General features: G+C 38.5%; 22 protein-coding genes and 2 tRNA genes. 15 read left to right on the top strand and 9 right to left on the bottom strand.

Annotated elements, in window-relative coordinates:
- Positions 1 to 81 precede the first annotated feature (81 nt).
- Both MTF67_RS17335 and mdoH read left to right on the top strand, forming a co-directional pair.
- A complete protein-coding gene (locus MTF67_RS17335) occupies positions 82 to 1,701 on the top strand; it encodes a glucan biosynthesis protein G (protein ID WP_248520250.1) in 1,620 nt (539 codons plus the stop codon).
- Entirely contained in the window at positions 1,673 to 3,634 is a 1,962-nt protein-coding gene (gene mdoH / locus MTF67_RS17330) for a glucans biosynthesis glucosyltransferase MdoH (RefSeq protein ID WP_033024986.1), read from the top strand. Before MTF67_RS17335 ends, mdoH begins: the two co-directional genes overlap by 29 nt.
- Before the next feature lie 150 nt (positions 3,635 to 3,784).
- Here the strand turns inward: mdoH and fusA are convergent, their stop codons facing one another.
- Positions 3,785 to 5,869 (bottom strand): elongation factor G, encoded by a 2,085-nt coding sequence (gene fusA / locus MTF67_RS17325; protein ID WP_006793851.1) that lies wholly within the window; start codon positions 5,867 to 5,869, stop codon positions 3,785 to 3,787.
- Positions 5,870 to 6,372: 503 nt separating this feature from the next.
- Here fusA and MTF67_RS17320 point away from each other — a divergent pair.
- Positions 6,373 to 9,351 carry a DUF3857 domain-containing transglutaminase family protein gene (locus MTF67_RS17320; RefSeq protein ID WP_248520249.1) on the top strand — a complete coding sequence of 993 codons (2,979 nt, stop codon included), beginning with the start codon at positions 6,373 to 6,375 and terminating at the stop codon, positions 9,349 to 9,351.
- Between the two features lie 375 nt (positions 9,352 to 9,726).
- Here the strand turns inward: MTF67_RS17320 and ylqF are convergent, their stop codons facing one another.
- Positions 9,727 to 10,671 carry a ribosome biogenesis GTPase YlqF gene (gene ylqF, locus MTF67_RS17315; protein ID WP_006793849.1) on the bottom strand — a complete coding sequence of 315 codons (945 nt, stop codon included), beginning with the start codon at positions 10,669 to 10,671 and terminating at the stop codon, positions 9,727 to 9,729.
- A gap of 91 nt (positions 10,672 to 10,762) precedes the next feature.
- On the opposite strand from ylqF, the gene MTF67_RS17310 reads away from it, so the two are divergent.
- On the top strand, positions 10,763 to 11,299 hold the full coding sequence (locus MTF67_RS17310; RefSeq protein WP_033019669.1) for a YaeQ family protein: 537 nt from the start codon (positions 10,763 to 10,765) through the stop codon (positions 11,297 to 11,299).
- A 22-nt stretch (positions 11,300 to 11,321) separates the two neighbouring features.
- Positions 11,322 to 11,927: an alpha/beta hydrolase gene (locus tag MTF67_RS17305; RefSeq protein ID WP_006793847.1), complete on the top strand. Its 606-nt coding sequence runs from the start codon at positions 11,322 to 11,324 to the stop codon at positions 11,925 to 11,927.
- On the opposite strand, the gene MTF67_RS17300 is transcribed toward MTF67_RS17305, so the two are convergent.
- Positions 11,924 to 12,133, bottom strand: a complete 210-nt coding sequence (locus MTF67_RS17300) for a hypothetical protein (RefSeq protein ID WP_008128335.1) — start codon at positions 12,131 to 12,133, stop codon at positions 11,924 to 11,926. The genes MTF67_RS17305 and MTF67_RS17300 overlap by 4 nt on opposite strands.
- A gap of 326 nt (positions 12,134 to 12,459) precedes the next feature.
- Between MTF67_RS17300 and MTF67_RS17295 the strand changes: the two genes are divergently transcribed.
- On the top strand, positions 12,460 to 12,933 hold the full coding sequence (locus tag MTF67_RS17295; protein WP_006793845.1) for a Dps family protein: 474 nt from the start codon (positions 12,460 to 12,462) through the stop codon (positions 12,931 to 12,933).
- A 70-nt stretch (positions 12,934 to 13,003) separates the two neighbouring features.
- Here the strand turns inward: MTF67_RS17295 and MTF67_RS17290 are convergent, their stop codons facing one another.
- The 3 genes from MTF67_RS17290 to MTF67_RS17280 all read right to left on the bottom strand — a co-directional run bounded on the left by MTF67_RS17290 (position 13,004) and on the right by MTF67_RS17280 (position 16,637).
- A complete protein-coding gene (locus MTF67_RS17290; RefSeq protein ID WP_248520248.1) occupies positions 13,004 to 15,079 on the bottom strand; it encodes a S9 family peptidase in 2,076 nt (691 codons plus the stop codon).
- Between the two features lie 144 nt (positions 15,080 to 15,223).
- Positions 15,224 to 15,787: a chitin-binding protein gene (locus tag MTF67_RS17285; RefSeq protein WP_248520247.1), complete on the bottom strand. Its 564-nt coding sequence runs from the start codon at positions 15,785 to 15,787 to the stop codon at positions 15,224 to 15,226.
- A 193-nt stretch (positions 15,788 to 15,980) separates the two neighbouring features.
- Complete coding sequence (locus tag MTF67_RS17280) at positions 15,981 to 16,637, bottom strand: cytochrome b/b6 domain-containing protein (protein WP_248520246.1); 657 nt, start codon at positions 16,635 to 16,637, stop codon at positions 15,981 to 15,983.
- Positions 16,638 to 16,735: 98 nt separating this feature from the next.
- Here MTF67_RS17280 and MTF67_RS17275 point away from each other — a divergent pair, with 98 nt between their 5' ends.
- From MTF67_RS17275 to MTF67_RS17265, 3 genes are all read left to right on the top strand, one after another.
- The gene (locus MTF67_RS17275) at positions 16,736 to 17,440 is read left to right on the top strand and encodes an AzlC family ABC transporter permease (RefSeq protein ID WP_008128327.1); all 705 of its coding nucleotides are present in this window, start codon (positions 16,736 to 16,738) and stop codon (positions 17,438 to 17,440) included.
- On the top strand, positions 17,437 to 17,736 hold the full coding sequence (locus tag MTF67_RS17270) for an AzlD domain-containing protein (RefSeq protein WP_006793840.1): 300 nt from the start codon (positions 17,437 to 17,439) through the stop codon (positions 17,734 to 17,736). Before MTF67_RS17275 ends, MTF67_RS17270 begins: the two co-directional genes overlap by 4 nt.
- A gap of 218 nt (positions 17,737 to 17,954) precedes the next feature.
- Positions 17,955 to 18,452 carry a glutathione peroxidase gene (locus tag MTF67_RS17265; RefSeq protein ID WP_248520245.1) on the top strand — a complete coding sequence of 166 codons (498 nt, stop codon included), beginning with the start codon at positions 17,955 to 17,957 and terminating at the stop codon, positions 18,450 to 18,452.
- Between the two features lie 115 nt (positions 18,453 to 18,567).
- Here MTF67_RS17265 and MTF67_RS17260 read toward each other — a convergent pair whose 3' ends face one another.
- The gene (locus tag MTF67_RS17260; RefSeq protein ID WP_010558095.1) at positions 18,568 to 18,753 is read right to left on the bottom strand and encodes a hypothetical protein; all 186 of its coding nucleotides are present in this window, start codon (positions 18,751 to 18,753) and stop codon (positions 18,568 to 18,570) included.
- A gap of 381 nt (positions 18,754 to 19,134) precedes the next feature.
- Between MTF67_RS17260 and MTF67_RS17255 the strand changes: the two genes are divergently transcribed.
- From MTF67_RS17255 to MTF67_RS17235, 5 genes are all read left to right on the top strand, one after another.
- On the top strand, positions 19,135 to 19,932 hold the full coding sequence (locus tag MTF67_RS17255) for a YggN family protein (RefSeq protein WP_248520244.1): 798 nt from the start codon (positions 19,135 to 19,137) through the stop codon (positions 19,930 to 19,932).
- Between the two features lie 865 nt (positions 19,933 to 20,797).
- A complete protein-coding gene (locus MTF67_RS17250; RefSeq protein ID WP_008128321.1) occupies positions 20,798 to 20,938 on the top strand; it encodes a hypothetical protein in 141 nt (46 codons plus the stop codon).
- Between the two features lie 218 nt (positions 20,939 to 21,156).
- Positions 21,157 to 21,247 (top strand) — tRNA-Ser (locus tag MTF67_RS17245).
- A 49-nt stretch (positions 21,248 to 21,296) separates the two neighbouring features.
- A tRNA-Ser gene (locus MTF67_RS17240) sits at positions 21,297 to 21,389 on the top strand.
- Positions 21,390 to 21,511: 122 nt separating this feature from the next.
- Entirely contained in the window at positions 21,512 to 22,000 is a 489-nt protein-coding gene (locus tag MTF67_RS17235) for an RNA-binding protein (RefSeq protein ID WP_138741163.1), read from the top strand.
- Here MTF67_RS17235 and MTF67_RS17230 read toward each other — a convergent pair.
- Positions 21,984 to 23,108, bottom strand: a complete 1,125-nt coding sequence (locus MTF67_RS17230) for an aminotransferase class V-fold PLP-dependent enzyme (RefSeq protein ID WP_248520243.1) — start codon at positions 23,106 to 23,108, stop codon at positions 21,984 to 21,986. The two genes, MTF67_RS17235 and MTF67_RS17230, sit on opposite strands and share 17 nt — an antisense overlap.
- A gap of 1 nt (position 23,109) precedes the next feature.
- Positions 23,110 to 24,279: a monodechloroaminopyrrolnitrin synthase PrnB family protein gene (locus MTF67_RS17225; RefSeq protein ID WP_138741162.1), complete on the bottom strand. Its 1,170-nt coding sequence runs from the start codon at positions 24,277 to 24,279 to the stop codon at positions 23,110 to 23,112.
- A gap of 127 nt (positions 24,280 to 24,406) precedes the next feature.
- Here MTF67_RS17225 and MTF67_RS17220 point away from each other — a divergent pair, with 127 nt between their 5' ends.
- The gene (locus MTF67_RS17220; protein ID WP_008128312.1) at positions 24,407 to 24,862 is read left to right on the top strand and encodes an Lrp/AsnC family transcriptional regulator; all 456 of its coding nucleotides are present in this window, start codon (positions 24,407 to 24,409) and stop codon (positions 24,860 to 24,862) included.
- Positions 24,863 to 24,884: the final 22 nt, after the last annotated feature.

Genomic DNA, 24,884 nt, shown 5'->3' with positions numbered 1-24,884 from the left:
CATAGATTAATTTAGGCTTACCCATTAAGTAAAAAAATCACTTTTAAATGTGACCTAGCCGTTTTCATAAAGGAAGAAAAAATGAAGCAACTTATCAAATTAACAACACGATGGCAGTCTCATACTAAATCGATTTTGGGTTTATTTATTGCACTTTCAACATTTGCAGTTAGTAACCAAGCATTAGCAAGTACCACCAAAGCCTCTATTTCACAAAGTAGTTTATTTGATGTTATCAGCGCACGTGCAAAAAAATTAGCCAGTGAAGACTATAAGGCGCCAAACAATATTGAACTTGATGCACTAAATAACATTAATTATCAGGATTACCGCTCCATTCGTTTTAAGCAAGATCAAGCTGTTTGGAAAGATGATGGTTTGTATGAATTACAGCTATTTCATCCTGGTTTTTTATACAAAACACCGGTGACAATAAATACTGTTGATAGCGACTCAAAACACAGCAGACTTCCCTTTAATACTGACTTTTATAATTACGATGGAACGGCTGCACCGCTAGAAGATGAGTTAACTAAAAGCACAACCAATACACAGCTTGGCCATGCAGGTTTTAGGCTTCACTACCCTTTAAATACTAATACTTATAAAGATGAGATTATGGTGTTTCAAGGTGCTTCTTATTTTCGTGTTGTAGGTCCAAACCAAGTTTATGGCCTTTCAGCTCGCGGATTAGCAATTGATACAGCGCTAGCATCTGGCGAAGAGTTCCCTATGTTTAAAGAGTTTTGGCTAGTAAAACCGACAGCAGAACAAACTAACATTGTACTGTTTGCATTACTTGATAGCCCATCAGTATCTGGCGCTTATAAATTTAATATTGACCCTACTACCAACACAACCGTTAAAATAGACATGCAAATATTTGCCCGTAAAGACGTGAAAAAGTTAGGCATCGCACCACTAACAAGCATGTTTTATCATGGTGAAAATAGCACAAAATTTTTTGATGATTATCGTCCCGAGGTGCATGACTCTGATGGTTTGTTAACTCAATCACAGGATGACAAGTGGGTATGGCGCCCACTGAATAATCCATCGCAACTAAGCGTTACGTCATTTGCGTACGAAAACCCGAAAGGTTTTGGGCTTGCGCAGCGCGACCGTGACTTTAATAACTATTTTGATATAGAAGCACATTACCATGATCGCCCAAGCCTGTGGATTGAACCTCAGGGTGAATGGGGCAATGGCCGTGTTGAGCTAGTAGAAATTCCAACAGATACCGAAACAAACGACAACATTGTTAGCTACTGGGTACCAGAAACCCCCTTCAAAGCAGGTGATTCATTAAAACTTAGCTACAAAATGAGTACGTTTAATAGCAGTTTAAACAAACATGAAAAAGCACATGTAGTTCGTACTCGTATCGGCAGCGCGGCATTGCCCGGTGAAGATAACCCGCCACCACAAAGTCATCGTCAATTCACTGTTGATTTTTCAGGCCCTGCTCTAAATGCTCTCTCTGAACAACTTAAGTTAAATGCAGATATTCAGCTTACTACGGGTGAAGTAAGTGATGTATCCGTTCAAAAGCTGCCTGAAGGGTACGGCTGGCGTGTTGCTTTTAAAATTGCACCACAAGACGACAACCCCGTCGATATGCGCTTATCGTTAAAACTACGTGACAAAGACATTAGTGAGGTATGGAGCTATGTTTGGTATCCAAATGACATCAAGTAAGCAAAAAAAGGGAACGACAATGCCATTTAAAACAGCTCGTGTATGGCTTTTTGCAATTGCCGCTATATTCATATCAGGCTATGGCATATCAATCATGTTCGACATACTTAACTCAAACGGCATGACGTTGCTTGAGTATGCACTGCTTGTCTTATTTTCTATTACATTTGCATGGATAGTGACGGCATTTTGTAGTGGCACAATAGGGTTTGTATTACAGCTATTTCGTATCGATCCACTTACCTTAAAGCGCATAAAACCAATCGCGATCCACGCCCAAGCTATTGCTAAGCAAAAAACAGCGGTTGTAATGCCTATTTACAACGAAGACACCCACCGTGTAATTGCTGGTTTTGAAGTAAGTCTAGCGTCGCTTAAAGAGACAGGACAGCTCGAACACTTTGATTTTTACTTACTAAGCGATACACAAGACCCGCAGATAGCCGAGAATGAACTCAATGCATGGCACGCAATGTGCGAGCGCTTAGGAGATACTGCCAAACATATTTTTTATCGCCGCCGTGAAGACAATAAACACCGCAAAGTAGGCAACCTAACGGATTTTTGTGAACGCTGGGGTAGTAAATACGATCATATGATTGTACTCGATGCAGACAGTATAATGACTGGCAAGTGTATGCTTGAGCTAACAACTAGCATGCTAAATAACCCACAAGCAGGTCTTATTCAGACAATCCCTATTCCGGTTCGCCAAGATACTTTTTTTGGTCGCTTTTTACAATTCGCATCGGTACTCTACAGCCCCATGCTAGCTACTGGCTCTGCTTTTTGGCAAACCGATCAAGCTAACTACTGGGGACATAACGCAATTATAAGGGTCGATGCCTTCATTAAATGTTGTGGCTTACCTACGTTAAAAGGGAATGCCCCCTTTGGTGGTGAAATTCTCAGCCACGACTTTGTTGAAGCTTCTTTACTTCACTCAGCAGATTGGGATGTATTGTTGTTATCTGAAATTGAAGGTAGCTATGAAGAAGTTCCAAGCAATATATTAGACTACGCAATTCGTGATAGGCGCTGGGTACAAGGCAATATTCAACACCTTGGTTTATTGTCATCAAATAAATTAAAGCTTATGAGTAAGTTTCATTTTTTACTGGGTGCAACAGCATATATATCGTCGCTTATTTGGCTATCAATGCTCGCATTAAGTACTATTGATGCCGTTACCCGCGCATTAAACAGTGATGTCTATTTTAATCGTGCTTATCAGTTATTTCCTACATGGCAAATAGCTAAAACAGATTTAATTGACTCATTACTTTATTTAACCATTATTATTTTATTAATGCCTAAGTTAATGGGGGTCATTGTTACCCTAGTCCACAGAAATAAGCGTTTTGGTGGGTCAATTAAACTCATAGCTGGTTCAATTATTGAAACTTTGTTTGCCGTTATTGTGGCACCGCTGATGATGGTTTTTCATGCTTACTTTGTAGTATGTGTATTTTTAGGTAAAAAAGTAACGTGGGATGCTCAACCGCGAGAAGGCCGCATGGTGTCGTGGAAAGAAGCCTTTGGCTATACACTATTTTCAACCGTAGTTGCAGTTGTTTGGGGCGGGGTTGCTTATTACTTTACCCCTGTATTTTTCTGGTGGTTATCACCTATTTTATTAGGGCTGATACTTGCAGCTCCCATTGTTCGTTACTCGAGTAGTATTAAGTTTGGTGTAGCGCTCAGAAAACTAGGTATATTTATATGCCCTAGTGAAGTCGATAACAGCAAAACACTCGCTGCACTTAAAGTACATTTACAAACAGTATCAGTACCAAGCAAAGGACAATACCCTGAAGCTTTGCCAGCACTACCAGCAGAGCAATTAACAACAATGCCAGTACAACGTTTTCATCGTGTTCGTAAGCTAAAAATCAAAAACCTCAAAGCAAAGTTAATTAGAAAGTTTAATTAACCGTGCATCACACTAAAAAGGAGCGCTTAGCGCTCCTTTTTTTATGCTTAAAATATATGCTAACTATAAATTACACAGAAGCTAGAAAAATTTTTAGCCAATAAAAAACCCGCAACATGTGCGGGTTTTTTTTAGAGTTTAAAAGGCTAATTACTTAGCAGCTTTTTTCTCTTTTTCTGCAGCGATTACCGTTTCAGATACGTTAGCTGGACATGGTGCGTAGTGTGAGAACTCCATAGAGAACTGACCACGACCTGATGTCATAGTACGTAGTGAACCGATGTAACCAAACATTTCTGATAACGGTACGTCAGCTTTAATGCGAACGCCAGTTAAACCAGCTTCTTGGTCGCTTAGCATACCACGACGACGGTTAAGGTCACCGATTACATCACCAACGTGATCTTCTGGCGTGAACACGTCAACTTTCATGATTGGCTCAAGAAGTTGTGCGCCCGCTTTAGGGATCGATTGACGGAAAGCGCCTTTAGCAGCGATTTCGAATGCAATTGCAGATGAATCCACGGCGTGGAAGCCACCGTCGAAAAGTTCTACTTCAACGTCAAGTACAGGGAAGCCAGCTAGCACACCCTCTTGCATCATTGATTTAAAGCCTTTCTCAACTGCAGGCCAGAATTCTTTAGGTACGTTACCACCAACAACTGATGATGTGAACGTGAAGCCTGAACCCACTTCGCCTGGCTTGATGCGGTAATCAATTTTACCGAACTGACCAGAACCACCAGATTGTTTCTTATGCGTGTAGCTATCTTCGATTTCACGAGTGATAGTTTCACGGTAAGCAACCTGTGGTTGACCAACAACAAGGTCTACACCGTAAGTACGCTTAAGGATATCTACTTTGATATCTAAGTGAAGCTCACCCATACCTTTAAGGATAGTTTCGCCTGAATCTTCATCAGTCTCAACTTGGAAAGATGGATCTTCTGCAACCATTTTACCGATAGCAACACCCATTTTCTCATTACCGCCTTTATCTTTAGGCTGTACAGCAATCGAGATTACTGGAGTTGGGAATACCATTGGTTCAAGTGTTACTGGGTGCTTAGGATCACAAAGAGTGTGACCAGTTTGCACGTTCTTCATACCAACGATAGCGATGATATCGCCCGCTTGCGCTGAAGTAAGCTCTTTACGCTCGTCAGCTTGCATTTCTACCATGCGGCCAACACGTTCTGTTTTACCAGTAAACGCATTAAGGATAGTGTCACCCTTGTTAAGCTTACCAGAGTAGATACGTACGAATGTTAATGCACCAAAGCGGTCATCCATGATTTTGAATGCAAGCGCTTTGAAAGGTTCGTCTGCAGAAACAATTGCAAACTCGCCGTTTTCATTACCTTCTTCATCCATAAGAGGTTGAGGATCAACTTCTGTAGGAGCCGGTAAGTAATCAACAACAGCATCAAGTACTAGTTGAACACCTTTGTTTTTAAATGCAGAGCCACAGAACGTTGGGAAGAACGCAAGGTCACGAGTACCTTTACGGATACAACGCTTAATATCTTCAACAGAAGGTACTTCACCTTCCATGTACGCTTCCATTAGATCATCGTCTTGCTCTACAGCAGTTTCGATAAGCATTTCATGGTATTCTTCAGTTTTTTCTACCATGTCTGCAGGAACATCTGTGATTTCGTAGTTTTCAGGAAGACCAGTGTCATCCCAAACGTATGCTTTTTTAGTAAGAACGTCTACAACACCAACAAAATCATCTTCAATACCGATTGGTAAAGTCATGATTAATGGTACAGCACCAAGTACTTTACGTACTTGCTCAGTTACACGGTAAAAATCAGCACCCATACGGTCTAATTTGTTTACGAAAATAATACGTGCAACTTCTGATTCGTTCGCGTAACGCCAGTTAGTTTCTGATTGTGGCTCAACACCACCAGAACCACAGAATACACCAACACCGCCATCTAATACTTTAAGTGAACGGTAAACTTCAACTGTGAAGTCAACGTGTCCAGGAGTATCGATAACGTTGAAACGGTGATCTTTCCAGAAACAGCTTACTGCCGCAGACTGGATAGTAATACCGCGCTCAGCTTCTTGATCCATGAAATCGGTAGTAGATTCACCATCATGAACCTCACCTGTTTTGTGGATAGTACCTGTAAGCTTCAGGATACGCTCAGTAGTCGTGGTTTTACCCGCATCAACGTGCGCGAAAATACCAATGTTTCTGTACTTCGATAAATCTGCCATTATTTTACTCTTAATAAAGTCGATAAATTATTCGGCGGGAGTATAGCATTACTTAAAGCGAACATCACCATAGAAGTCGCTTAAAATGCAATCAATTCACTATATTTTTTTTACAAAGAGAATATATTAACGGTACAACACGCTGTTTATTATATAAACCAATAAAAACGTTAGGCTTTATTTCATAAACACTGCATTTTAAATAATGCTTTTTAATTTTGTATCGGTAACTTAAAAGGCCTTATTGATATCGAGCATATTGTTATGTTTAATAATTTTTACTGCAGCTGCGCCCTTTAAGGTATAAATAAATAGTCATAAATTCTCCCATAAACACATTGAAGAAAGGTTTATTTAATTACAGTTAAAGCAGGCGAGTATTTAAAAATAACGCATTACTAAAGCTCTTCACGATTCAATCTGTATGATAATATCGATTAAAAATAGGCCACTATATAAACCTATAAGTGGTATGCATTAATAACAAATAATAAGAATTAAAAATGAAACGGACATTTCTTTACCCTCTTTATTGGCTACTAACATGTGTTTTATTTCTATGTAATGCACCAGCTTATGCTACGCAATATAAAATAGATGCACCTGGTAATTGGGTCACCCTACATGACGTAAAACAGCCCCAAAAAAGTGATATGGCAAAAGTGCGCGATGGCACACTTTACCTATTACTCGACAACCAGACTTATGTTCCTGAACGTCAAAAACAACAACGATACACACGCCTAGTAATGCAAGCACTTAATCAAAGTGGCGTTGACTATATAAGCCAGTTAAGCCTCGATTTTGACCCAAGCTATCAGACCCTAACATTGCACACACTCTCCATAATTAGAGATGGTAAGCACATAGATAAGCTTTCAACTGCAAGGTTATCTGTTATCCAGAGCGAGCCTGAATTAGCTGATAAAATTTATAACGGAAGGCTTTCTTTAAATATCATTGTTGACGATATGCGAAGCGGAGATATGCTCGATTATAGCTACAGTGTTACCGGCAGTAATCCTATCTATGCCAATAAATTTAGTACTCGGCGCACACTAAGGTGGTCAGTGCCCGTAGTGCAACAGTATATGCGTGTTTTATGGGGTAAAAAAACACCTCTTAATATAAAAACCATAAATGGCACTGCCGAAACAAAACAGACTGAAAACCAATACGGTACGGACTACTCTATATCAGAGTTCGAAGCCCCTTTACTCACGCAAGACTCTGAAACACCCACCTGGTACAACCCATACATGCAAGTTTATCTCTCTGAATATAATAGTTGGGACGAAGTTGTTAATTGGGCATTACCACTTTATGAGTCAGCAATCGAAACACCTAGTAGCATTAACGCCATAGCAGAATCTATACAGGCACAGCATACCAATACAGCCGATAGGATTGCCGCAGCATTACGCTTTAGCCAAGACGAAATACGCTACTTAGGTTTAGAAATGGGCACCAATTCTCATCAGCCAACACCTGCCTCAGAAACGCTATCTCTACGGTATGGTGACTGTAAAGATAAAACAACTCTACTCATTTCATTATTAAAAGCGATGAAAATAGAGGCATACCCTGCTCTTGTAGATACAGAAGAAACTAAGCGCTTAATAGAACTACCGGCCACAGCAAGCGTTTTTAACCACGTAATTGTAACTCTTGAGTACAAAGGCAAACGCTATTGGCTGGATCCAACCATTAGTTATCAACGAGGAACACTTCCCTATTTAGCGCAGCCGGATTACGGATATGCGCTTATTATAAAAAATGGCGAAAATACATTAACGCCTATGGCACAAACTCCTGTGCATATAAAGGTAACAGTAAACGATCAATTTTATATTCCTAAAACAGTAAAAGAACCGGTCCTATTTACTACCGAATATTCTTATGCCGAGTTTCAGGCTATTAATCGCAGAAGTAATTTAGCGCGCAACGGGCTAGACAGCGTTGCAAAATCATACCTTGAATACTACCAAGGTTTTTTTGACGAGCTCAAAATCGATAAACCCATGGCGGTAAGTGAGGACCAACAAACAGGTCAGTTTATCACTAGCGAGTCGTACCTTATTAGCCAATTTTGGGAAAAAACCAGTGACGGATATGAAGCTGATTTTTACGCCTCTGAAATACAAAACAGTGTTTACGAGCCAAAGCAAACTAATCGCAAAGACCCACTTTATTTTGAATACCCCAATATAATCGACACCAGCATAAAACTTCATTTTACTGAAAAAAACTGGGCGTTTGACAATAGCCAAGACGAGATTGATAACGACTACTTTTATTTAAAAACATCCGTTAGCTTTAATGATAATATTTTAACGCTAAGCTATCACTTTTACGCAAAGAAAGACCATATTCCCGCTGATAAAATCAGCGACTACCTAGGGCAACGAAACAAACTTATTTCAGCCACGCACTACTCAATTTTAAAGTATGCAAACACAACTGAGGCGCCTCAAACAACGGCCGACATACTCGATAACCTTGGAGGTAACTGGCTTAAATACGCACTTGCCGGTTACCTTTTATTATTTATTTTCTTTATTGCAGACTGGCGACTCGAGTCGGCAAAGCGCCCTACTTTTGAAAATAACCCATTTTACGCTGTATCGGTCAGCAAGTTTATTATTTACAGCATTTTAAGCTTAGGTATTTATATTAACTATTGGTGCTACCGTAACTTTAAAGCTATAAAGCAGCACAGCAATGCTAATATAATGCCTATTGCTCGCGGTATTTTCGCCATTTTATGGTATTACCCGCTTTATCAAGCACTGAAGCAACACAGTGAATTGCAATCAAGTAAAAGTAAAATAATCCCAAGCTGGGGGGCTGCTGTTTTATTTTTATTAGTACTTGCAACCACATTGGTTTACCGCATGGAAGAATACGCCACTATCGCATTGCTGGTTATGCCTTTTCTATGGCTTCCATTAGTGAGTTACATAGAGCACGCAAACACCAACCAAAAAGCTTTACATTACAACTCTTACTGGCGAGCCAGACAGTACTTTATGTCTCTGGCGCTTGCGCCAATATTACTCTTCGGTGTACTTCAAGAAGCTAATATTTTACCTGGTAGCGCTATAATAAAAGGCGAAAAGTTATGGGCTTATCAAACTCACTTTTTAAAACGTAACCGCCTAACACCAGAAAATGAAGACGTTCTCTATTTTTATAGTGATGCCATGTTTGACTATCGAGACGATGGAAACGGAATAACTGATAATTATATTTTTAGCTACTATAAAAACGATGCTGGAAAGCTTGAGTCAGACCTTAGTCACTTTAATGATATTGATAAAATAGAAACCTCATACGGTAAAACTGAACTAGATAACACCACTATTAAAGTAATAAAAACAGATGGAAGTGATTTTTTACTTATTGTTAGCAGGTTTAATAAGCTCGATGAAGTGCTAGTTGATAAAATAAATTTACGCTTAAGTGAAAATAAAAAAGAGTAGTTATTTAACGCTAACATACCGATTTAAAAGAGAATAAAAAACGCGCACCAAGATAATGATAATTATTTGCATTTGAGTGTTGACAGACACTTAGATCTAATTGATAATCACTATCAACAAGGCAGAACATACAGCTTTGTAACGGAATGAATAACTTGTTTCTCGACCCTGAAACAACGTGTGGCGCACGTTAACAGCTATGGTTACTTGTTATTAACCGCAACGCCCCTTGATGTTGATGATAAGTAACCGTCCTACTATTTTACTTGCTACATTGCTCATATCGGTGACGGTAGATATGAAACTAAAAAAGCCCTTACGGGCTTTTTTTATGTCTGTAAATTAGTGAGCAACATACTCACATAAGCTCACAATTTAACGGCGGTTTTTTCGTGCGCGTGCACGGCGCTGTTTTTTCTCTTCTTCTTTAGCAGCTTTTTTAGCTTCTGCAGCGGCGCGTAATCCGGCAACCATTATTTCTTCTTCTTCACGCATGGCTGGTGTTTCCATGGTAATGCGACCAATAATGCCATCTCGAAGTTCGTTAATGAGTATTTCAGACATTTTATACGTGTCTATTTGATTACCACCACGAATACAACCACGCTTTTTACCCGCCATTTCCACAAATTCCCAATCGCTTTCTGGCAATTCGTTTAACTTATAGCGCGCTTTTAGTAGTTCAGGATAAGCATGCAGTAGATATTCAGCGGTGTAACTAGCAACTTCTTCGTACTCAAGTGCAGTGTCGCGTATTGCACCCGTTGCACCTAAACGATAACCTGAATTCTCGTTCTCTACTTTTGGCCAAAGCATGCCTGGCGTATCGTATAGCATAATGCCGTCTTCAAGCTTAATGCGCTGCTGCGCCTTGGTAACCGCAGGTTCATTACCCGTTTTTGCCACTATACGACCAGCTAATACATTAATTAATGTAGATTTACCCACGTTTGGAATACCCATGATCATGGCTTTTATTTGCTTATCGGCACCCACTTTATGTGGCACTAACTTTTTACAAAGCTCATTAATACGGTGTACTTCAGCAGCTTTATCATGACCAAACGCAATGGCTTTAACACCACTTTCTTGCTCAAAGTAGTCTCTCCATACTTGAGTCATTTTAGGATCGGCTAAATCAGCCTTATTTAAAATTTTGATGACCGGTTTACCTTCACGAAGGGTTGTCACCATTGGATTTTCGCTACTATAAGGAATGCGTGCGTCAAGCACTTCAATGATCACATCCATTTGTGGCATTATTTCTTTAATTTCATTTCGGGCTTTATTCATGTGCCCAGGGAACCACTGGATAGCCATTTTTAACTCCTAACGTATATTTAAGCGCTATTTTAACTGGCAATTCATTTAATTGCGCTATACTGGCGAAAATATTTTTAGATTAGTTGTTATGGCTCTTAAATCAACCATTATGAAGGCACAATTATCGCTTAGCGATATGGATCGCCATGTTTATCAAGACACAAATTTAACTCTGGCTCAGCATCCATCGGAAACTGACCAGCGGTTAATGATTCGCCTGCTCGCGTTTGCACTTAACTATTGTGATGGTTTAGAGTTTACCAAAGGGCTAAGTGCTGATGACGAGCCAGAGCTTTGGCACGTAAATTACAGTGAAGAAATAGAGCTTTGGATTGAGCTAGGCTTACCTGACGAAAAGCGCCTTAAAAAAGCCTGCAATAAATCTAAAAAAGTTGTGCTTTATACCTACGGTGAAAACAACCAAGCTATATGGTGGCAAAAACACCAACCAAAATTGTACGAATTTAAAAATTTAAGTATTTTTAGTTTAGACTATGCAGCAACACAGGCACTTGCAGACCTAGTTGACCGCAACATACAGCTTACTGTCACCATTCAAGATGGTGAGGTATGGGTTAACACTGATAATACAAATATTGAGATAAAACCACAGCAATTAATGTAATTGCAGTTGCTTTAGGGATTATATGAAAGTTAAACACGTTATTGTTTTACATGGCTTGTATATGTCTGGCTTTGTTATGCGCCCCCTTTGCTCTAGGTTAGAGAGCTCAGGCGTTAACGTGTTAAACCTTACATACAATACTCTTGACCCAAATCGTGATGCTATTTTTAAACAAATAGATGAGTTTATTGGTAATGAGCCCACAGCCTTAGTATGCCACTCTATGGGTGGGTTAGTGGCTAGAGCTTACTTAGAAGCTAACTCAGACGCGAGCCAATTCGTTACAAAAGTAGTAACGCTTGGTACTCCCCATCAAGGCAGTCACATTGCACATAAAATGAAGCAAAAAGGGTTTGAAGCTTTTTTAAAAAATAGCGTTGAGTTTTTACTCACACAAAATGGTAACTGGCCATTTAAAGCAAAGCTTTATAGTATTGCTGGCGACCTACCAATCGGCTTAATGCCTCTTATTGTAAAGGGTAGCAAGTCAGACGGCACGGTTCTTCTTGATGAAACTAAACTAAAAGGTATGGCAGAACACAAAGTGTTTCACTTAAGCCATACCAGTATGATTTACTCACGTGAAGTGGTCGATTATATTTTAAAGTGTTTAGGCGAAGGCAGTTAATCTTCTGCTGCCTCAGCTATTTTATAACTTAGTATAACAATAACCCCGAGCACCAACGGGATTGGCGCAGCTATATAACCAAACACGTCTGAGTTAGCGATACTTGCACCCGCTAGATGAGCTACTAAACCAAGCACAAATGCCACCAGCGCAATACATACCACAATTAACTCTGCTTTATTTTGTTTGCCTGTTTTTGCATACATGTTCACTCTCCTAATTAATTCAGCATCATTATTATGCGCTTTCAAAAAGAGTGATTTTTGACCTAAATCAAAAAATAAAATAACAAATTTAATAACCCCGTCTAAGCTTGTTTTAGATCATATTTTACGCAACAAACCACTTTAAAAAAATGAGGTGAATTTTAATAATTAGACCCCATGTCTGTATAGAGCAAACAAAACTTATGCACCAGTCATTTAATAGGTTTTAACTATTAATTCTATAGATATAAACAATTTTACTAATCTAACTAAAAAAGTAATACTTTACTCAAGTTAACAAACAAACGGTTCTTAAGGAGCAAGTTATGTCACATGTAAATGCAATTGGTTTAAACAGCGCAAAAAGCGACGACATTGTAAAATCACTTAATACTCTACTGAGTAGCTACCAAATACAGTATATGAATGCTCGTGGTTTTCACTGGAACATCAAAGGCCGTAACTTTTTTGAATTACACGTTAAGTTTGAAGAAATTTATAACCTGTTACTTTTGAAAGTAGACGAGATTGCAGAGCGTATTTTAACGCTCGATGGCGCGCCGTTACATGCATTTTCAGATTACCTTGAAGTAAGTGAAATAAAAGAAGCAAAAGGCATAAGTGATGGTGTTACTGCCGTAGAAAATATATTAGCGGGCTACAGTACATTAATTAAAAAGCAACGTGAGATTTTAAACCAAGCGGGTGATGCAGGCGATGAAGGTACAGCATCATTAATGGGAGACTACATCTCTGAACAAGAAAAACTAGTTTGGATGCTAAAAGCTTATTTGGATTAAGCTAAACGTTATTCTTATTTTGAAAGCCTCAGCTACCACTGAGGCTTTTTTGTTTATTTAACAAAATGTATCATTCAACCAACGCAATAAAAAATGCCATTTCAAGTGCTTTTTCTTCCAAGCTTTTAAAGCGTCCAGATGCGCCGCCGTGACCTGCGTCCATATCGGTTTTAAATACCAATATATTATTATCTGTTTTGTATTCTCGCATTTTAGCAACCCACTTCATGGGCTCCCAGTACTGCACTTGCGAGTCATGTAGGCCGGTAGTGACTAATATATTAGGGTAATTTTGTGCGCTTATATTGTCATAAGGCGAATACGATTCTATTACATTATAAAACTGTGGATCGTTCGGGTTTCCCCATTCATCATACTCGTTGGTGGTCAGTGGAATACTCTCGTCCAACATAGTGGTGAGTACATCTAAAAATGGCACATGACACCCTACGCCACAATATAACTGTGGGGCTTGATTCAGCACGGCGCCCATAAGCAAGCCACCCGCACTGCCGCCTGATGCAAATACTTTGCTGCTATCACAGTATTTTTGTTCAACCAGCGCTTTTGTTACGTCGATAAAATCACTAAAACTATTTTGTTTATGTGTTTTTTTACCTTGCTCATACCAATTGCGGCCTAGCATTTCGGAACCACGCACATGTGCAATGACATAAACAAAACCACGGTCAAGTAAGCTGAGCGACGTGCTAGAGAAGCTCGGATCAATGGTGTAACCATAAGCCCCATACCCATATTGAAATAATGGGTTGGTGCCATCTTTTTTAAAACTATCTTTTCGGTATACAACGGAAGCAGGTATTTTGACGCCATCACGCGAAGTAATCATCAGCCGCTCAGACTTATAATCTGTGGCTTTAAAGTCACCTAATACCTTTTGCTGTTTAAGCAATGTTTTTTCACCCGTTATAAGGTCAACATCGTACAAAGAACCTGGAGTGGTTAAGCTTGAGTAATAAATGCGCGCCGTTTTAACATTGGGCTCTGGGTTCATTGCAACAGCAGCGTAATAGCAAGGATCGTCGAACTCAAGCGCCATACGCTTGCCTTCTTTATTTACTACAACAAAACGTGCTTGTCCTTGCTCTCGTTCGCTGAGGACTAAAAAATCATTAAAAAGCTCAACGCCTTCAAGTAATACATGTTCCCTGTGGGCTGTATGCTCTTGCCACTGAGTTTTATCTGCAATGGTCTGCTCGGTTGCAGTCATCAATCTAAAGTTTTTAGCTTGCCAGTTGGTGACAATATAAAATGTGTCACCTAACTTATCGACATCAAACTCATGACCCTCTTCTCTTTGCATGAGTGCGCTAAATTGACCTTGCGGATTATTGGCATCAAGCACCCATGTGTCGTTGGACTCAGTAGATGCCAAATCAATTATAATTAGCGCTTCATCTCGGCTTTTACCCAGTCCCATAAAAAAGCTGCTGTCTTGCTCTTCATACACCAACACATCTTGGCTTTGCGCACTTCCCAGCTCATGCCTAAATACTTGGTACCCTAATAAAGTTTGCAGATCTTTTTTAACATAAAAAACGGTTTTATTGTCGTTTGCCCAAACAACTTGCCCTTCTGTATTTTCAAGCTCATCAGTGAGCATTTCACCTGTTGATATATTTTTAAAACGAACGTTATAAATACGGCGACCCTCAGTATCTTGTGAATACGCCATAAGCTGCTCATTAGGGCTTAATGCAACTTCCCCAAGGTCAAAAAATTCAAAATCTTGTGCAAGTTCGTTTACATCTAGCAAAAGGGCTTTATTTTCAGCTTTAATACTTGTGCTACGATAATGACGCGCATATTCATCGTCACCGCGCACTTCAGAGTGATACCAGTATTTTCCATCTTTGACGGGCACGGAATTGTCGTCTTTTACAATACGCGCTTTTAACTCTTCGAATAAGGTATTTTGCAAGGGTTTAATACATGCTAATTGCTCATCGCAATAGTTATTTTCGGCTTGTAAATGTGCGAGTACTTTTTCATTTTTGCGCTCATCATCACGCATCCAATAGTAATGGTCGGTTCTTTTTTTATTATGTGTAGTTAATGTGTGGGGCTGCTTTTCAGCAACAGGGAAATGAGGCAACAAGCGTAAAGAGTAGTCTGAACTAGGCACAAATAAACCAAATTAAAGAAGTAATAATGCTCACAGTTTATCATAAAAATAAAAAAGCCCACTCAATAGTTGAGTGGGCTTAAAGGCAACCGATTTATTCCTAAACCTGTAATACCTATGGGAAGAAACATGTAATTAACTAATTTATAATTGCAGCCAAGCCATAGCCCAACTTTTACCTATCCCTGGTTCAAATATTGACTGTTTATCCTTTGCTTTTCGACAAAACTCGTTAAAAGGCCAAGGCCTACATTGATATATGCAACCATCTTTAGGCTGTAACACCTTAGTACCTGCGTTATAGCGTTCACTATGCTCAGGGTAAACATACTCATACAAGCTTTGAGTACTCACGTCATGATCGTCGCATTTTGCAATACAATGAAAATCAATATGCGCTTTGCATATACCGCTACTTTGCAATGCAAAGATTTTATTATTCCGATAAGCGACTACTAAACCGTGTTCAGTCATTTTTCCTGCACTAACCAAAGGAATGTGAACATTAATGTATTCTGCTATCAAACGCGGCCAAGCGTGAGGCTCCCCTTGTTCAAATGAAGTAATTTTAAAATCAAACGATAAGCTAATTAGCTCTCCTTGCATGTCATAAAAAGTTACTTTCACCACATCACCAATAAATAATTGAGTGTGATGATTTAAGCAACCAATTGTTGACCATTCCCCGCAGGCCAACGACGTATGCATAAACACGGCTACACCTTAAGAGTGACATAGTTTATTCACTATGAATAAACAACAAGCACCAATAACAAGTAATACTGCAAACCATTAACTTGCCAAGGAAGGGTTAATTATAAGTACCCACTCCCCAACAATCAAACAAAAGAATGTAACCGAGATTTACAACCAGTAATTAAGGACCAATTTAAAGCTAAATTTATCCAAATAAGTACTGTAAAGGCTCTTGCCCCCAAGTAAATGCGAGTATAAGCAGTAAGCCTGCAAATATAGCCCATGCGAGCCAAGGCGACTTAGTTACGGAGCTTTGTACACTGTTTGATTTTGATGCTTTTTCTCCAGTAATCATTGCTTTTACTAAAGGCTTACCTTTAATTTTGTAAACAACAATTGCCGCTATATGCAAGCCTATTGCATACAGTAATATGTCAAAATTGAGGTGATGCAGCCAATTAGCAAAATCGACCGTATCACTCGATACATATTCAACAAGCGGGCCGTCAGTTAAAATACCGTCGCTACTCATCAACCCGGTAATTAATTGCGTTAATATAAGCGTAAAGAAAGCAAGAACCATATAGCTACCAGGAGCAGAGTGCCCAATGGTGTCAATCGGTTTTTTAAGCCCCTGTAACACAGCCTTAGGTGAGTGAAACAAGCCACTTAACTTTGCTGTTCGGCTGCCAAAAATCCCCCATACTATTCGCGTAACAATGAGCGCTAAAGTAAAGAACCCAGCAACAAAATGCAGCTCAATCATGCCTTCTTCTACACTAAAATATAAAACAGCAATACTAATGACTAACAGCCAATGAAAACACCGTATAAACCCATCCCATACTTTTATCGTCGTCATTGTGTTTACCCTCTAAAAAACAGTATTATTAAAATGCTAATCAACCTCATAATAAGGTGTCGTTATCTGCCATTCTACAAGCCAGCAAGGTAAATGCTATGCAACCAGTTAAAAAAGCGATAATAAAAGGCTTTTTAGATATGCTTCCGCTTTGCTTAGCCGTTATTCCATGGGGAATACTCTGCGGCTCTTTAGCTATTCAAAATGGATTTACAGCTCTTGAAACACAAGCCATGTCGTTACTGGTTTTTGCAGGTTCAGCTCAACTTGTCGCTATTGAACTTATGGCGGGTAACACCCCCTTACTTACCATATTATTCACTACGTTTATAATTAGCTCTCGGCATTTTTTATATGGACTTGCTGTTAGACATAAAGTCATAGATCAACCAATGCGATGGCGCCTACCTGTTAGCTTTGTATTAACCGATGAATTATTTGCGTTTTCTCATCACCGTAAAGCTTATCGTACAAAAGTGCGTTTAGTTTATGCGCTTAGTGCAGGCTTTAGTTTTTACATCGCATGGAATATATGGACATTAATAGGCATTGTTGCAGGATCTATGCTTCCTGATTTAACTAACTTAGGGCTCGACTTTGCAATTGCAGCTACTTTTATCGCCTTGGTTATTCCCGGTATTAAAAATACCGCCTCTTTAGTGACTGTTATTGTGGCGGGTATTACTGCTACGTGGTTAAAAAGCACAGGGTTTGAATTATGGCTAGTGTGCTCCGCATTATTAGCAATGAGTGCAGGTTATACAACGGCAAGGCTAACAGCGAAAAAGGACACTAAAACATGATGACCACTATTTTACTCATGGCCTGCATTACGTTTTTTACGCGTTATTTATTTTTACACCGTGCATTGCCATTTAAAGTGGGCCCTAAAATGCAGCAATTTTTAAGCTTTAGTGCTCCGGCCGTACTTACCGCTATTTGGGTTCCTATTGTATTTTTGGGTGACGAAGGCATAAACCTGCATTGGCAAAACCCTTACTTAAGTGCCGCTATTGTAGCCATTATTGTAGCTTATAAAACACATAACATTTATTACACAACACTTGCCGGTATGGGTTTGTTTCTAATTTTAAATTAGGGTTTATTACCCTCTATAGTTAGGTTTTAGCAGCCTGAAGATTGTTTATTATTTTCACCTACAAGGATGTGAAATTAGGTATAAGCAATACACAAAATTTAGCTCAGGCTATACCAAGGCCGTTAGGTCACATGTCTCGCTCCACAAATAAACTTTATACTTTATGTAAAACCTTTACCGCGTTAAAGTATGCCTAACAACAATAATAAGAAGCCACCATGCAAAAATTTCATCAATTAAGCGCAACAAGTCTACAGGGCCAACCTATTAACTTTGATGGTTTTGAGGGAAAAGTTGTACTCATTGTTAATACTGCAAGTAAATGCGGATTTACCTACCAGTACGCATCTTTACAAGCGCTTCATGAAAAGTACGCCAGTCAAGGACTTGTGATTATAGGCTTTCCGTGCAATCAATTTGGCCAACAAGAACCTGGAAATGCGTCGCAAATAGAGCAAGGGTGCTTAATAAATTACGGAGTCAGTTTTTTAATAACAGACAAAGTTGATGTGAATGGAAAAAATGCACACCCTGTATTTCGCTTTTTAAAATCAGCTTTACCGGGGTTTTTAACTCGAAAAATAAAATGGAATTTCACTAAGTTTTTAATTGCAGCCGATGGCACACCAATTAAGCGCTATGCCCCTTTTACTAAGCCAGAAAAGATAGAGCTCACTATACAAAAAGCATTAAGTAAGGCTAAAAGCACACAGTAAAAAGTAATAAAGAGGCTATTAGCCTCTTTATTGCCAATGTAACAACTGCTTAAGCGTACTTGTCTGTGCACTTAGCTGCCGTTATTAATTGGTATTGTATTTATACTAGTGCAATTTAATCAATGTAATCGCTTAAGTCATCTTCGCCTAGATTTTTGCGCAAGCGTTTTTGCTCAAGGTAGTCTTCCAACTTTTTCTTAACCTTTTGCTTGTTTTTATCGTGTTGATTTCGACCGACCATTTCGTATTCGTCTTCAACAAAATCATCATCTAGCGCATCGTAACTAAATGTCTTACCCACAACCCACTCCATAAAGTGTTTGAGACCAATTACGCTTTAATTAATGTAATTGGTAAATTAAAAAATTTAACACCAATATGCTGTGCAAATTAGCATCAAAGTAAAGCCACAAAGCCATAGTAAATAGCCTTCATGTCATTAATGTGAATAAATAGCGCTAAATTGCAATTGTGGAAAGTGAGAGTTTTTTATCGTATCGATAAATTTTTTTTATAAATTTACATTCGTTGGTTAATTTCACTAAAATATAGTCTAATAATAAAAACAAAACAGACCTTTAAACCCAGCAAAAAACACAAGCCATTGCTTTTGTTGATAAAAAAATAGTGGCACCAAACTTGTTATTAGTTATTTGTTATCAACAAAAAATAGAGTCATCACATGAAAAAATTACTATTAGTTAGCGCATTAATCTGTACACCTGTTGCTATGGCACACAACGATAATGATTCAACACTTTCATTTAGCAACGATCAATGCGACGTAGAGTTTAAAAATGACGTTCGCATCAAGCCAAACGAACTAGAAATTTTTACAGCAAAAAACCAAGCTATGCAATTCAACAACAATGGCGATTTAATGGTAAACGGTGAGTTTGTAGCGCTTAATAACTCACAACGCCAAGCTCTTACTCAATACTCTGATAGCTTACGTATACAGCTACCCGAAGTCGCTAATATTGCATTAGACGGCGTAAAAATCGCCGGTGTTGCTTTAGAAGAAGTCGGTAATGCTTTTAACATTAATGGCTTAGACGATATGTCATCGTTAATGGACGATATACGCGTAGAAGTAGAAAACACGTTTTATCAAGAAGGCACCTTTGTTATGGGCCAGCAAAGTTTTAACCAATTTGGTGAAAACTTTGAGCATCAGTTTGAAAAACAGATAGAAACAGCCGTTGAATCAGCAGTCATGCAATCTATGGGTAGTATACTGGTCGCGCTTGGATCGGAGTTATTAGGTTCTGGCGGCGATATGGATGCATTCGAAGAACGCATGGAAAATATGGGCGCACAAATTGAAGAGAAAGTAGAGTTACACGCGAACAATTTAGAGCAACGAGCTAATTCGTTATGCGGTAATTTTGCTGAAATTGCAAAACAAGAAGAGCAGCTAGTAACGTTAGTTCCTGAGCTAGAAGGTTATCAATTATTTACCTTTAAACACGTTAAATAACCCGCAATTAACTCACTATATTTAACATCCCTTCAGCAGCATTTTATTTTATTGAATGCTGCTTTTTTGTATCTGTTCTGTCTCTTTTTTCTCGTTTATGTTGTTCGGCTCAAAATAAGGGTTATTGGTCTAGTTAGTACTTGCCTAAGTAAACAACTTTATGGCTTTATACAAACATAGACTGCGTTCGTTATTTATCGTTATAAATAATAAAGATAAAAGCAGCGTTTTATGGACATAAATTTAACTCATATGCCCCCCTGTTTTTGATAACACTAAAGATTTAATCATCCAATTTTTAGTGGCTAAGCAAGACTAAAATATTCAGCAAGTAATTTGCTTCAAAATTTATGCCCTTAGCAAAAAGCTGAGAGGCTCCATCCCCAGTTAGACACGTTTAAACGTAACTAACACTAAAGCGCCTGCCTCATAGCAGGCGCTTTTTATTTATTAGAGAAGCACACTATTAAAAAATCGTATTTTTAAGTCAATTACTATTTTAAATATCAAATTATTGACGATTCTTATTGCGCTAAACATAACTACTAGCTGCAATAAAAAACACTACAAACACAATGATTAAAAACCTAAATAAAATAATCTGAATAATTACCCATTTAAAACAATCGAATATGCATAAATAAAAAACAAAAATAGTAAAAATACATTTAAAACAACAAACTAAAAAACAACAGGGTGAAATAAAAATTAAAAAACAGAAAAAACACAATTAAACATTTGATTAACAATCACCATTTCAGATAAAAATAACTAATGTCTCACAGGTAATTTTTATCGTTTTATTTTTGTACGCTTTGCATGCAAAATGCGCATGTTTTCAACAGACCTAAACCGGAGCCAAGTGATGAACCCTATAAATACATTAAACCAAACAGCAAACACACAAATTGCAGTTAAACCAACCAACCGAAAAGCAAAAATGCTAGCTAGACTTAATACGCTTGGAAAAAAATTAGCACTTGGCGGCGCAGCGCAATATAAATAATCACCCAACCATGGTTATTTATTCGGTGCAGCAAACACCCAACCACTAAAAAGTCTCTTTTTTAGCTCCCACAGTTTGCTGCAACCTCTTTATTTTATTAATAATTGCCTTAATTTCCCCTAATTTGTAAAAAAAACACGTATTTACGTCTATTTTTTAGGCAAACAGACATTTTGCTATTTACACACCCCCATCACCTAAGTATTATTCTGCGTCACGGAGAGATGGCAGAGTGGTCGAATGCACCGGTCTTGAAAACCGGCATAGGTTTGTAGCCTATCTAGGGTTCAAATCCCTATCTCTCCACCATATTTTAGTTGGTGGTTTTTTATATCATCAATACAACCGGTTATGCGTTGGAGAGGTGTCCGAGTGGCCGAAGGAGCTCCCCTGCTAAGGGAGTATAGAGTTTGTAGCTCTATCGAGGGTTCGAATCCCTCCCTCTCCACCATATACTATATAAACCACTTAATTGTGGTTTTTTTGTGCCTAAAATTTATAAAAATTAAACAAATTGTAACCCGCTATGACTTAGTGCATTATTACTAAAACGATAGCCACTTTAGGTTTGCTATGAACAGGTTTATATTGTTAATTACATGCGCAGTGCTACCTTTTTTTTCTTTTTCGCAAAATACAACGGTATACAAGTGTGTAATTAAAGGCGTTCCTACCTTTAGCCAAACACCTTGCTCAAAAGATGCCGAACAGATCACACTAAAAGAAATCAATATAATTGAAGCCTATAAAAGCCCCACTCAATCAAATAATGTAATAGATAGTTCTGTAGACAATTTTTTAGAAGTTCAGCAAATAGAACGTGAAATAAGCAAGCTACAATTAACACTTAAACAAACAGAAAAAACTTACCAAGAGCAAGTAAAGCAAGCCAGCTATGTTACACAAGATCAGGCTAACCGGTTAGGCGCCTCTTCTATTGCTGACGCCATTGCTAAAAAAACAGCGCCAATTACCAGCGCATATGAATCAAAAGTTACGCGTACACAACAACAAATAGATGCTTTACGTCAACGAAAGCAGTTGCTTAGTCAAATTCCTTAAGCGCTTGCTTTATGGTGTTGATAAGCGCGTTTACATCTTTTTTCGTTGTGTAAATATGCGGTGAGACTCGTATTCCGTGTTTGCGCTCGTCAACACTCATGTTTGCTTTACCCAGCGCTGCTAATATTTGCTGCTGTTTATTCTTAAAAAACAAAATAACGGTACCACTACATTGATTGCTTTGTATTGGTGATACAACAAATTCACTTAAATGCTGATGAATATTCGAAATCATCGCGAGATTATGCTCTCTTACCTTTCTAACTGTCAGATCTGCAAAGTAATTTATACTATTCACAGCAATCACGTACGGGGCTATAGAAGGGGTGCCTCCCCAAAATCTCAGCGCGCTGTGATGATAACTAAAATGGTTAATATTAAACTCAAAGGGGTCTTCATGAGAAAACCACCCTACATCTTTTGGCTTACACTGCTCCAGCTGCTTTTGATTAACCCATAAGTAGGCTGCACCTGGCCCGCCGCACAACCATTTAACACTTGAGCCAATCATGAAATCGGCATCAAGCGTTGTTAAATCAATAGGCAACACTCCAGCAGATTGCGCCACATCAATTATTGAAAGGCTATTAGTCATCTTACTGCGTAGTACAATATCGCTTATCGGTGCTTGAACCCCCGTATTTGAATAAACATGGCTTACAAACACCATATCTATATCGGATGTTAAATAACGCTCCCATACAGTTATATCGCTTAGGTCTTCTTCTTCAGGAATAAACAGTATTTCTGCACAACGCGGTAACGCCTTTTGCATTACAAACCCCATACTTGGAAAGTCGCTTTGTGCCATAAGCACTTTGCAGCGTGCTTGTTGTAATTGAGGGTGCGACATAACTAACTTAGTTAAACCGCTTGATAAGTTAACTTGCGGGCAAAATTGTGAACTTGGCGAATTAAATAACTTACCTAGTGCAGAAGTAAACGCATCTATTTGAGGTAACCATTGTTGCCATGGCTCTTTATTTGAATCTTGCCATGGTGATAGATAGTGCTCTGTAAAGTACTGTTGAGAACTTTTTAGTGGCCTGCCGACGGAGTGGCTTAAAAAGTAGCAACCTTCAGATATACAAAAATCATTTTTAAGCATATTACTTCACCCACTCTTTTAATGAATTGAGATCATCAAACCGCGTTTTTATATCGTCCCTTTTTGCCGCTGCGCGTCTATCCCTCAACTTTTCTAACGAATCGAGTAATACATGAAGTGGCGGTCCACTTGCCGTTACTTTACTTAAATGTTGCTCGTGCATTTGCTTTGACGGTTGCGCAATAAATTTTTCTACTAATTGGTTATGATGTCCGATTGCTGTGTCACCATGTAACTTACATACTTGCATAAATAGCTTTCCATGTGATTTAAACCAGTTGCTATTTTTATATTGCTGCGCCTGTAAAAAATCGTCCATAAAGCTTTGTATTCGCATTGACTCTCTTAATATTTGCTGATCTTCTGGCATCATATACAAAAACTTATCCACCAGCATTTGTGAGTAGCTTGGCTCATTTGCACTACAAAGACCAAGCAACATATCAATTACGTTAATTCCGGCAAAATCGCCTGCGTTTGCACCTCGATAAATCTCTTTACCAACACGGTATGGTTTGTAGTAAGGGCGAACGCAGTTAAAAAAACGATCTGTATCTAATTGTGTGTAAAGTGCATTGTTAGATTCAATTACATTAATGAGCGCGTACTTTGCAGCCTTTAGTAATTCACCACACAAAGGGTGCGAAATACCCAGTGGTACTATCTTTAATAAGGCATCACTTGCTCGCTTGTAGGCTAAAATACCTTGAGTGTTATAATCTAAAAAAAGTTTTTCATCAGGTAAATTAGTAAAGCGCTTATAGGTGCCATTAACAGCTTTATTGTGGGTGGTTAAATGCGCGGTAGCAAACCGCGGTGTTACACCAATCGACGCACCAATATGCATTGCCAATGCCGATGCCTCTACCAAAGGTGAAGTAGTTTCTCTACTGGGCTCAGTTATTTCATGGCGGCGACATGCAGCCATGAATAATCCAACATTGCCTAATAAATCAAATGCACGATCAAACCCTTGATCGGTATTTCCTTCTGCTAACAAGTGTGAAATTAATACATTGCCTTGCCTTTTTAATTGTTGCTTTAATTTCTCACCAACACCTTCAACATTTGCTTTATCGAATTGCTGCCAATAAAGCAGCTCTAATTCAGTATTTATCTCTACAAACTCAGTGCGTATCCAATCATCAAATGTGGCCGTATGTGTATTCATTATTTTGCTCTATTATTTTTATATTTAAATGCTAACAGAGTAACGTGAGCGTAAATCATCAAAAAACAAAGTGAAAGTGTCTATAATTAGTGATAATCACTAAAAATTTAAAAATAGATAACAATAAATGTTAGATAAAAAAGATCAGCAAATACTCACAGCACTGCAAGAAAATGCCAGAATATCGGTTTCAGATTTAGCAAATACGATTAGCTTGTCTGATACGCCTTGCTTAAGGCGAATCAAAAAACTTGAAAAAGAGCATGTTATTACGGGCTACCACGCGTCAATTAATCCTAAAAAACTTGAACTGAACGTATTGGTATATGCTTTTATTAGGCTAAATCAAAATTCTGTTAGCGCGGCAGACTTATTTGAACAGTCGGTAGAAAAGCTACCTCATGTATTAGAGTGCAGTGTAATATCAGGTAGCTATGATTATTTACTAAAAATTATTGCTAACGATCTTGAAAGCTATGAACAATTTGTTAAACATCGGTTAGGTAGTTTGAGCTGCATAGCGAATATAGAGTCAACGGTGGTACTTAAGCAGTCGTTCACTAAAAAGCAGCTTCCGCTATAAAAGTACGGCAAATACAAAGTTG

Source organism: Pseudoalteromonas sp. 2CM32C, assembly GCF_023161925.1.
GTDB classification, from domain to species: Bacteria; Pseudomonadota; Gammaproteobacteria; order Enterobacterales; family Alteromonadaceae; genus Pseudoalteromonas; species Pseudoalteromonas marina.
The sequence above is the reverse complement of the archived record's forward strand: the minus strand, read 5'-3'. Positions and strand labels throughout refer to the sequence as shown.

What these genes read in the sequence shown, in the direction of transcription:
- MTF67_RS17335 (WP_248520250.1), top strand. Translation starts at nt 82, where the DNA reads ATGAAGCAACTTATCAAATTAACAACACGATGGCAGTCTCATACTAAA.
- mdoH (WP_033024986.1), top strand. Translation starts at nt 1,673, where the DNA reads ATGTTTGGTATCCAAATGACATCAAGTAAGCAAAAAAAGGGAACGACA.
- fusA (WP_006793851.1), bottom strand. Translation starts at nt 5,869, where the DNA reads ATGGCAGATTTATCGAAGTACAGAAACATTGGTATTTTCGCGCACGTT.
- MTF67_RS17320 (WP_248520249.1), top strand. Translation starts at nt 6,373, where the DNA reads ATGAAACGGACATTTCTTTACCCTCTTTATTGGCTACTAACATGTGTT.
- ylqF (WP_006793849.1), bottom strand. Translation starts at nt 10,671, where the DNA reads ATGGCTATCCAGTGGTTCCCTGGGCACATGAATAAAGCCCGAAATGAA.
- MTF67_RS17310 (WP_033019669.1), top strand. Translation starts at nt 10,763, where the DNA reads ATGGCTCTTAAATCAACCATTATGAAGGCACAATTATCGCTTAGCGAT.
- MTF67_RS17305 (WP_006793847.1), top strand. Translation starts at nt 11,322, where the DNA reads ATGAAAGTTAAACACGTTATTGTTTTACATGGCTTGTATATGTCTGGC.
- MTF67_RS17300 (WP_008128335.1), bottom strand. Translation starts at nt 12,133, where the DNA reads ATGTATGCAAAAACAGGCAAACAAAATAAAGCAGAGTTAATTGTGGTA.
- MTF67_RS17295 (WP_006793845.1), top strand. Translation starts at nt 12,460, where the DNA reads ATGTCACATGTAAATGCAATTGGTTTAAACAGCGCAAAAAGCGACGAC.
- MTF67_RS17285 (WP_248520247.1), bottom strand. Translation starts at nt 15,787, where the DNA reads ATGCATACGTCGTTGGCCTGCGGGGAATGGTCAACAATTGGTTGCTTA.
- MTF67_RS17280 (WP_248520246.1), bottom strand. Translation starts at nt 16,637, where the DNA reads ATGACGACGATAAAAGTATGGGATGGGTTTATACGGTGTTTTCATTGG.
- MTF67_RS17275 (WP_008128327.1), top strand. Translation starts at nt 16,736, where the DNA reads ATGCAACCAGTTAAAAAAGCGATAATAAAAGGCTTTTTAGATATGCTT.
- MTF67_RS17270 (WP_006793840.1), top strand. Translation starts at nt 17,437, where the DNA reads ATGATGACCACTATTTTACTCATGGCCTGCATTACGTTTTTTACGCGT.
- MTF67_RS17265 (WP_248520245.1), top strand. Translation starts at nt 17,955, where the DNA reads ATGCAAAAATTTCATCAATTAAGCGCAACAAGTCTACAGGGCCAACCT.
- MTF67_RS17255 (WP_248520244.1), top strand. Translation starts at nt 19,135, where the DNA reads ATGAAAAAATTACTATTAGTTAGCGCATTAATCTGTACACCTGTTGCT.
- MTF67_RS17250 (WP_008128321.1), top strand. Translation starts at nt 20,798, where the DNA reads ATGAACCCTATAAATACATTAAACCAAACAGCAAACACACAAATTGCA.
- MTF67_RS17235 (WP_138741163.1), top strand. Translation starts at nt 21,512, where the DNA reads ATGAACAGGTTTATATTGTTAATTACATGCGCAGTGCTACCTTTTTTT.
- MTF67_RS17230 (WP_248520243.1), bottom strand. Translation starts at nt 23,108, where the DNA reads ATGCTTAAAAATGATTTTTGTATATCTGAAGGTTGCTACTTTTTAAGC.
- MTF67_RS17225 (WP_138741162.1), bottom strand. Translation starts at nt 24,279, where the DNA reads ATGAATACACATACGGCCACATTTGATGATTGGATACGCACTGAGTTT.
- MTF67_RS17220 (WP_008128312.1), top strand. Translation starts at nt 24,407, where the DNA reads ATGTTAGATAAAAAAGATCAGCAAATACTCACAGCACTGCAAGAAAAT.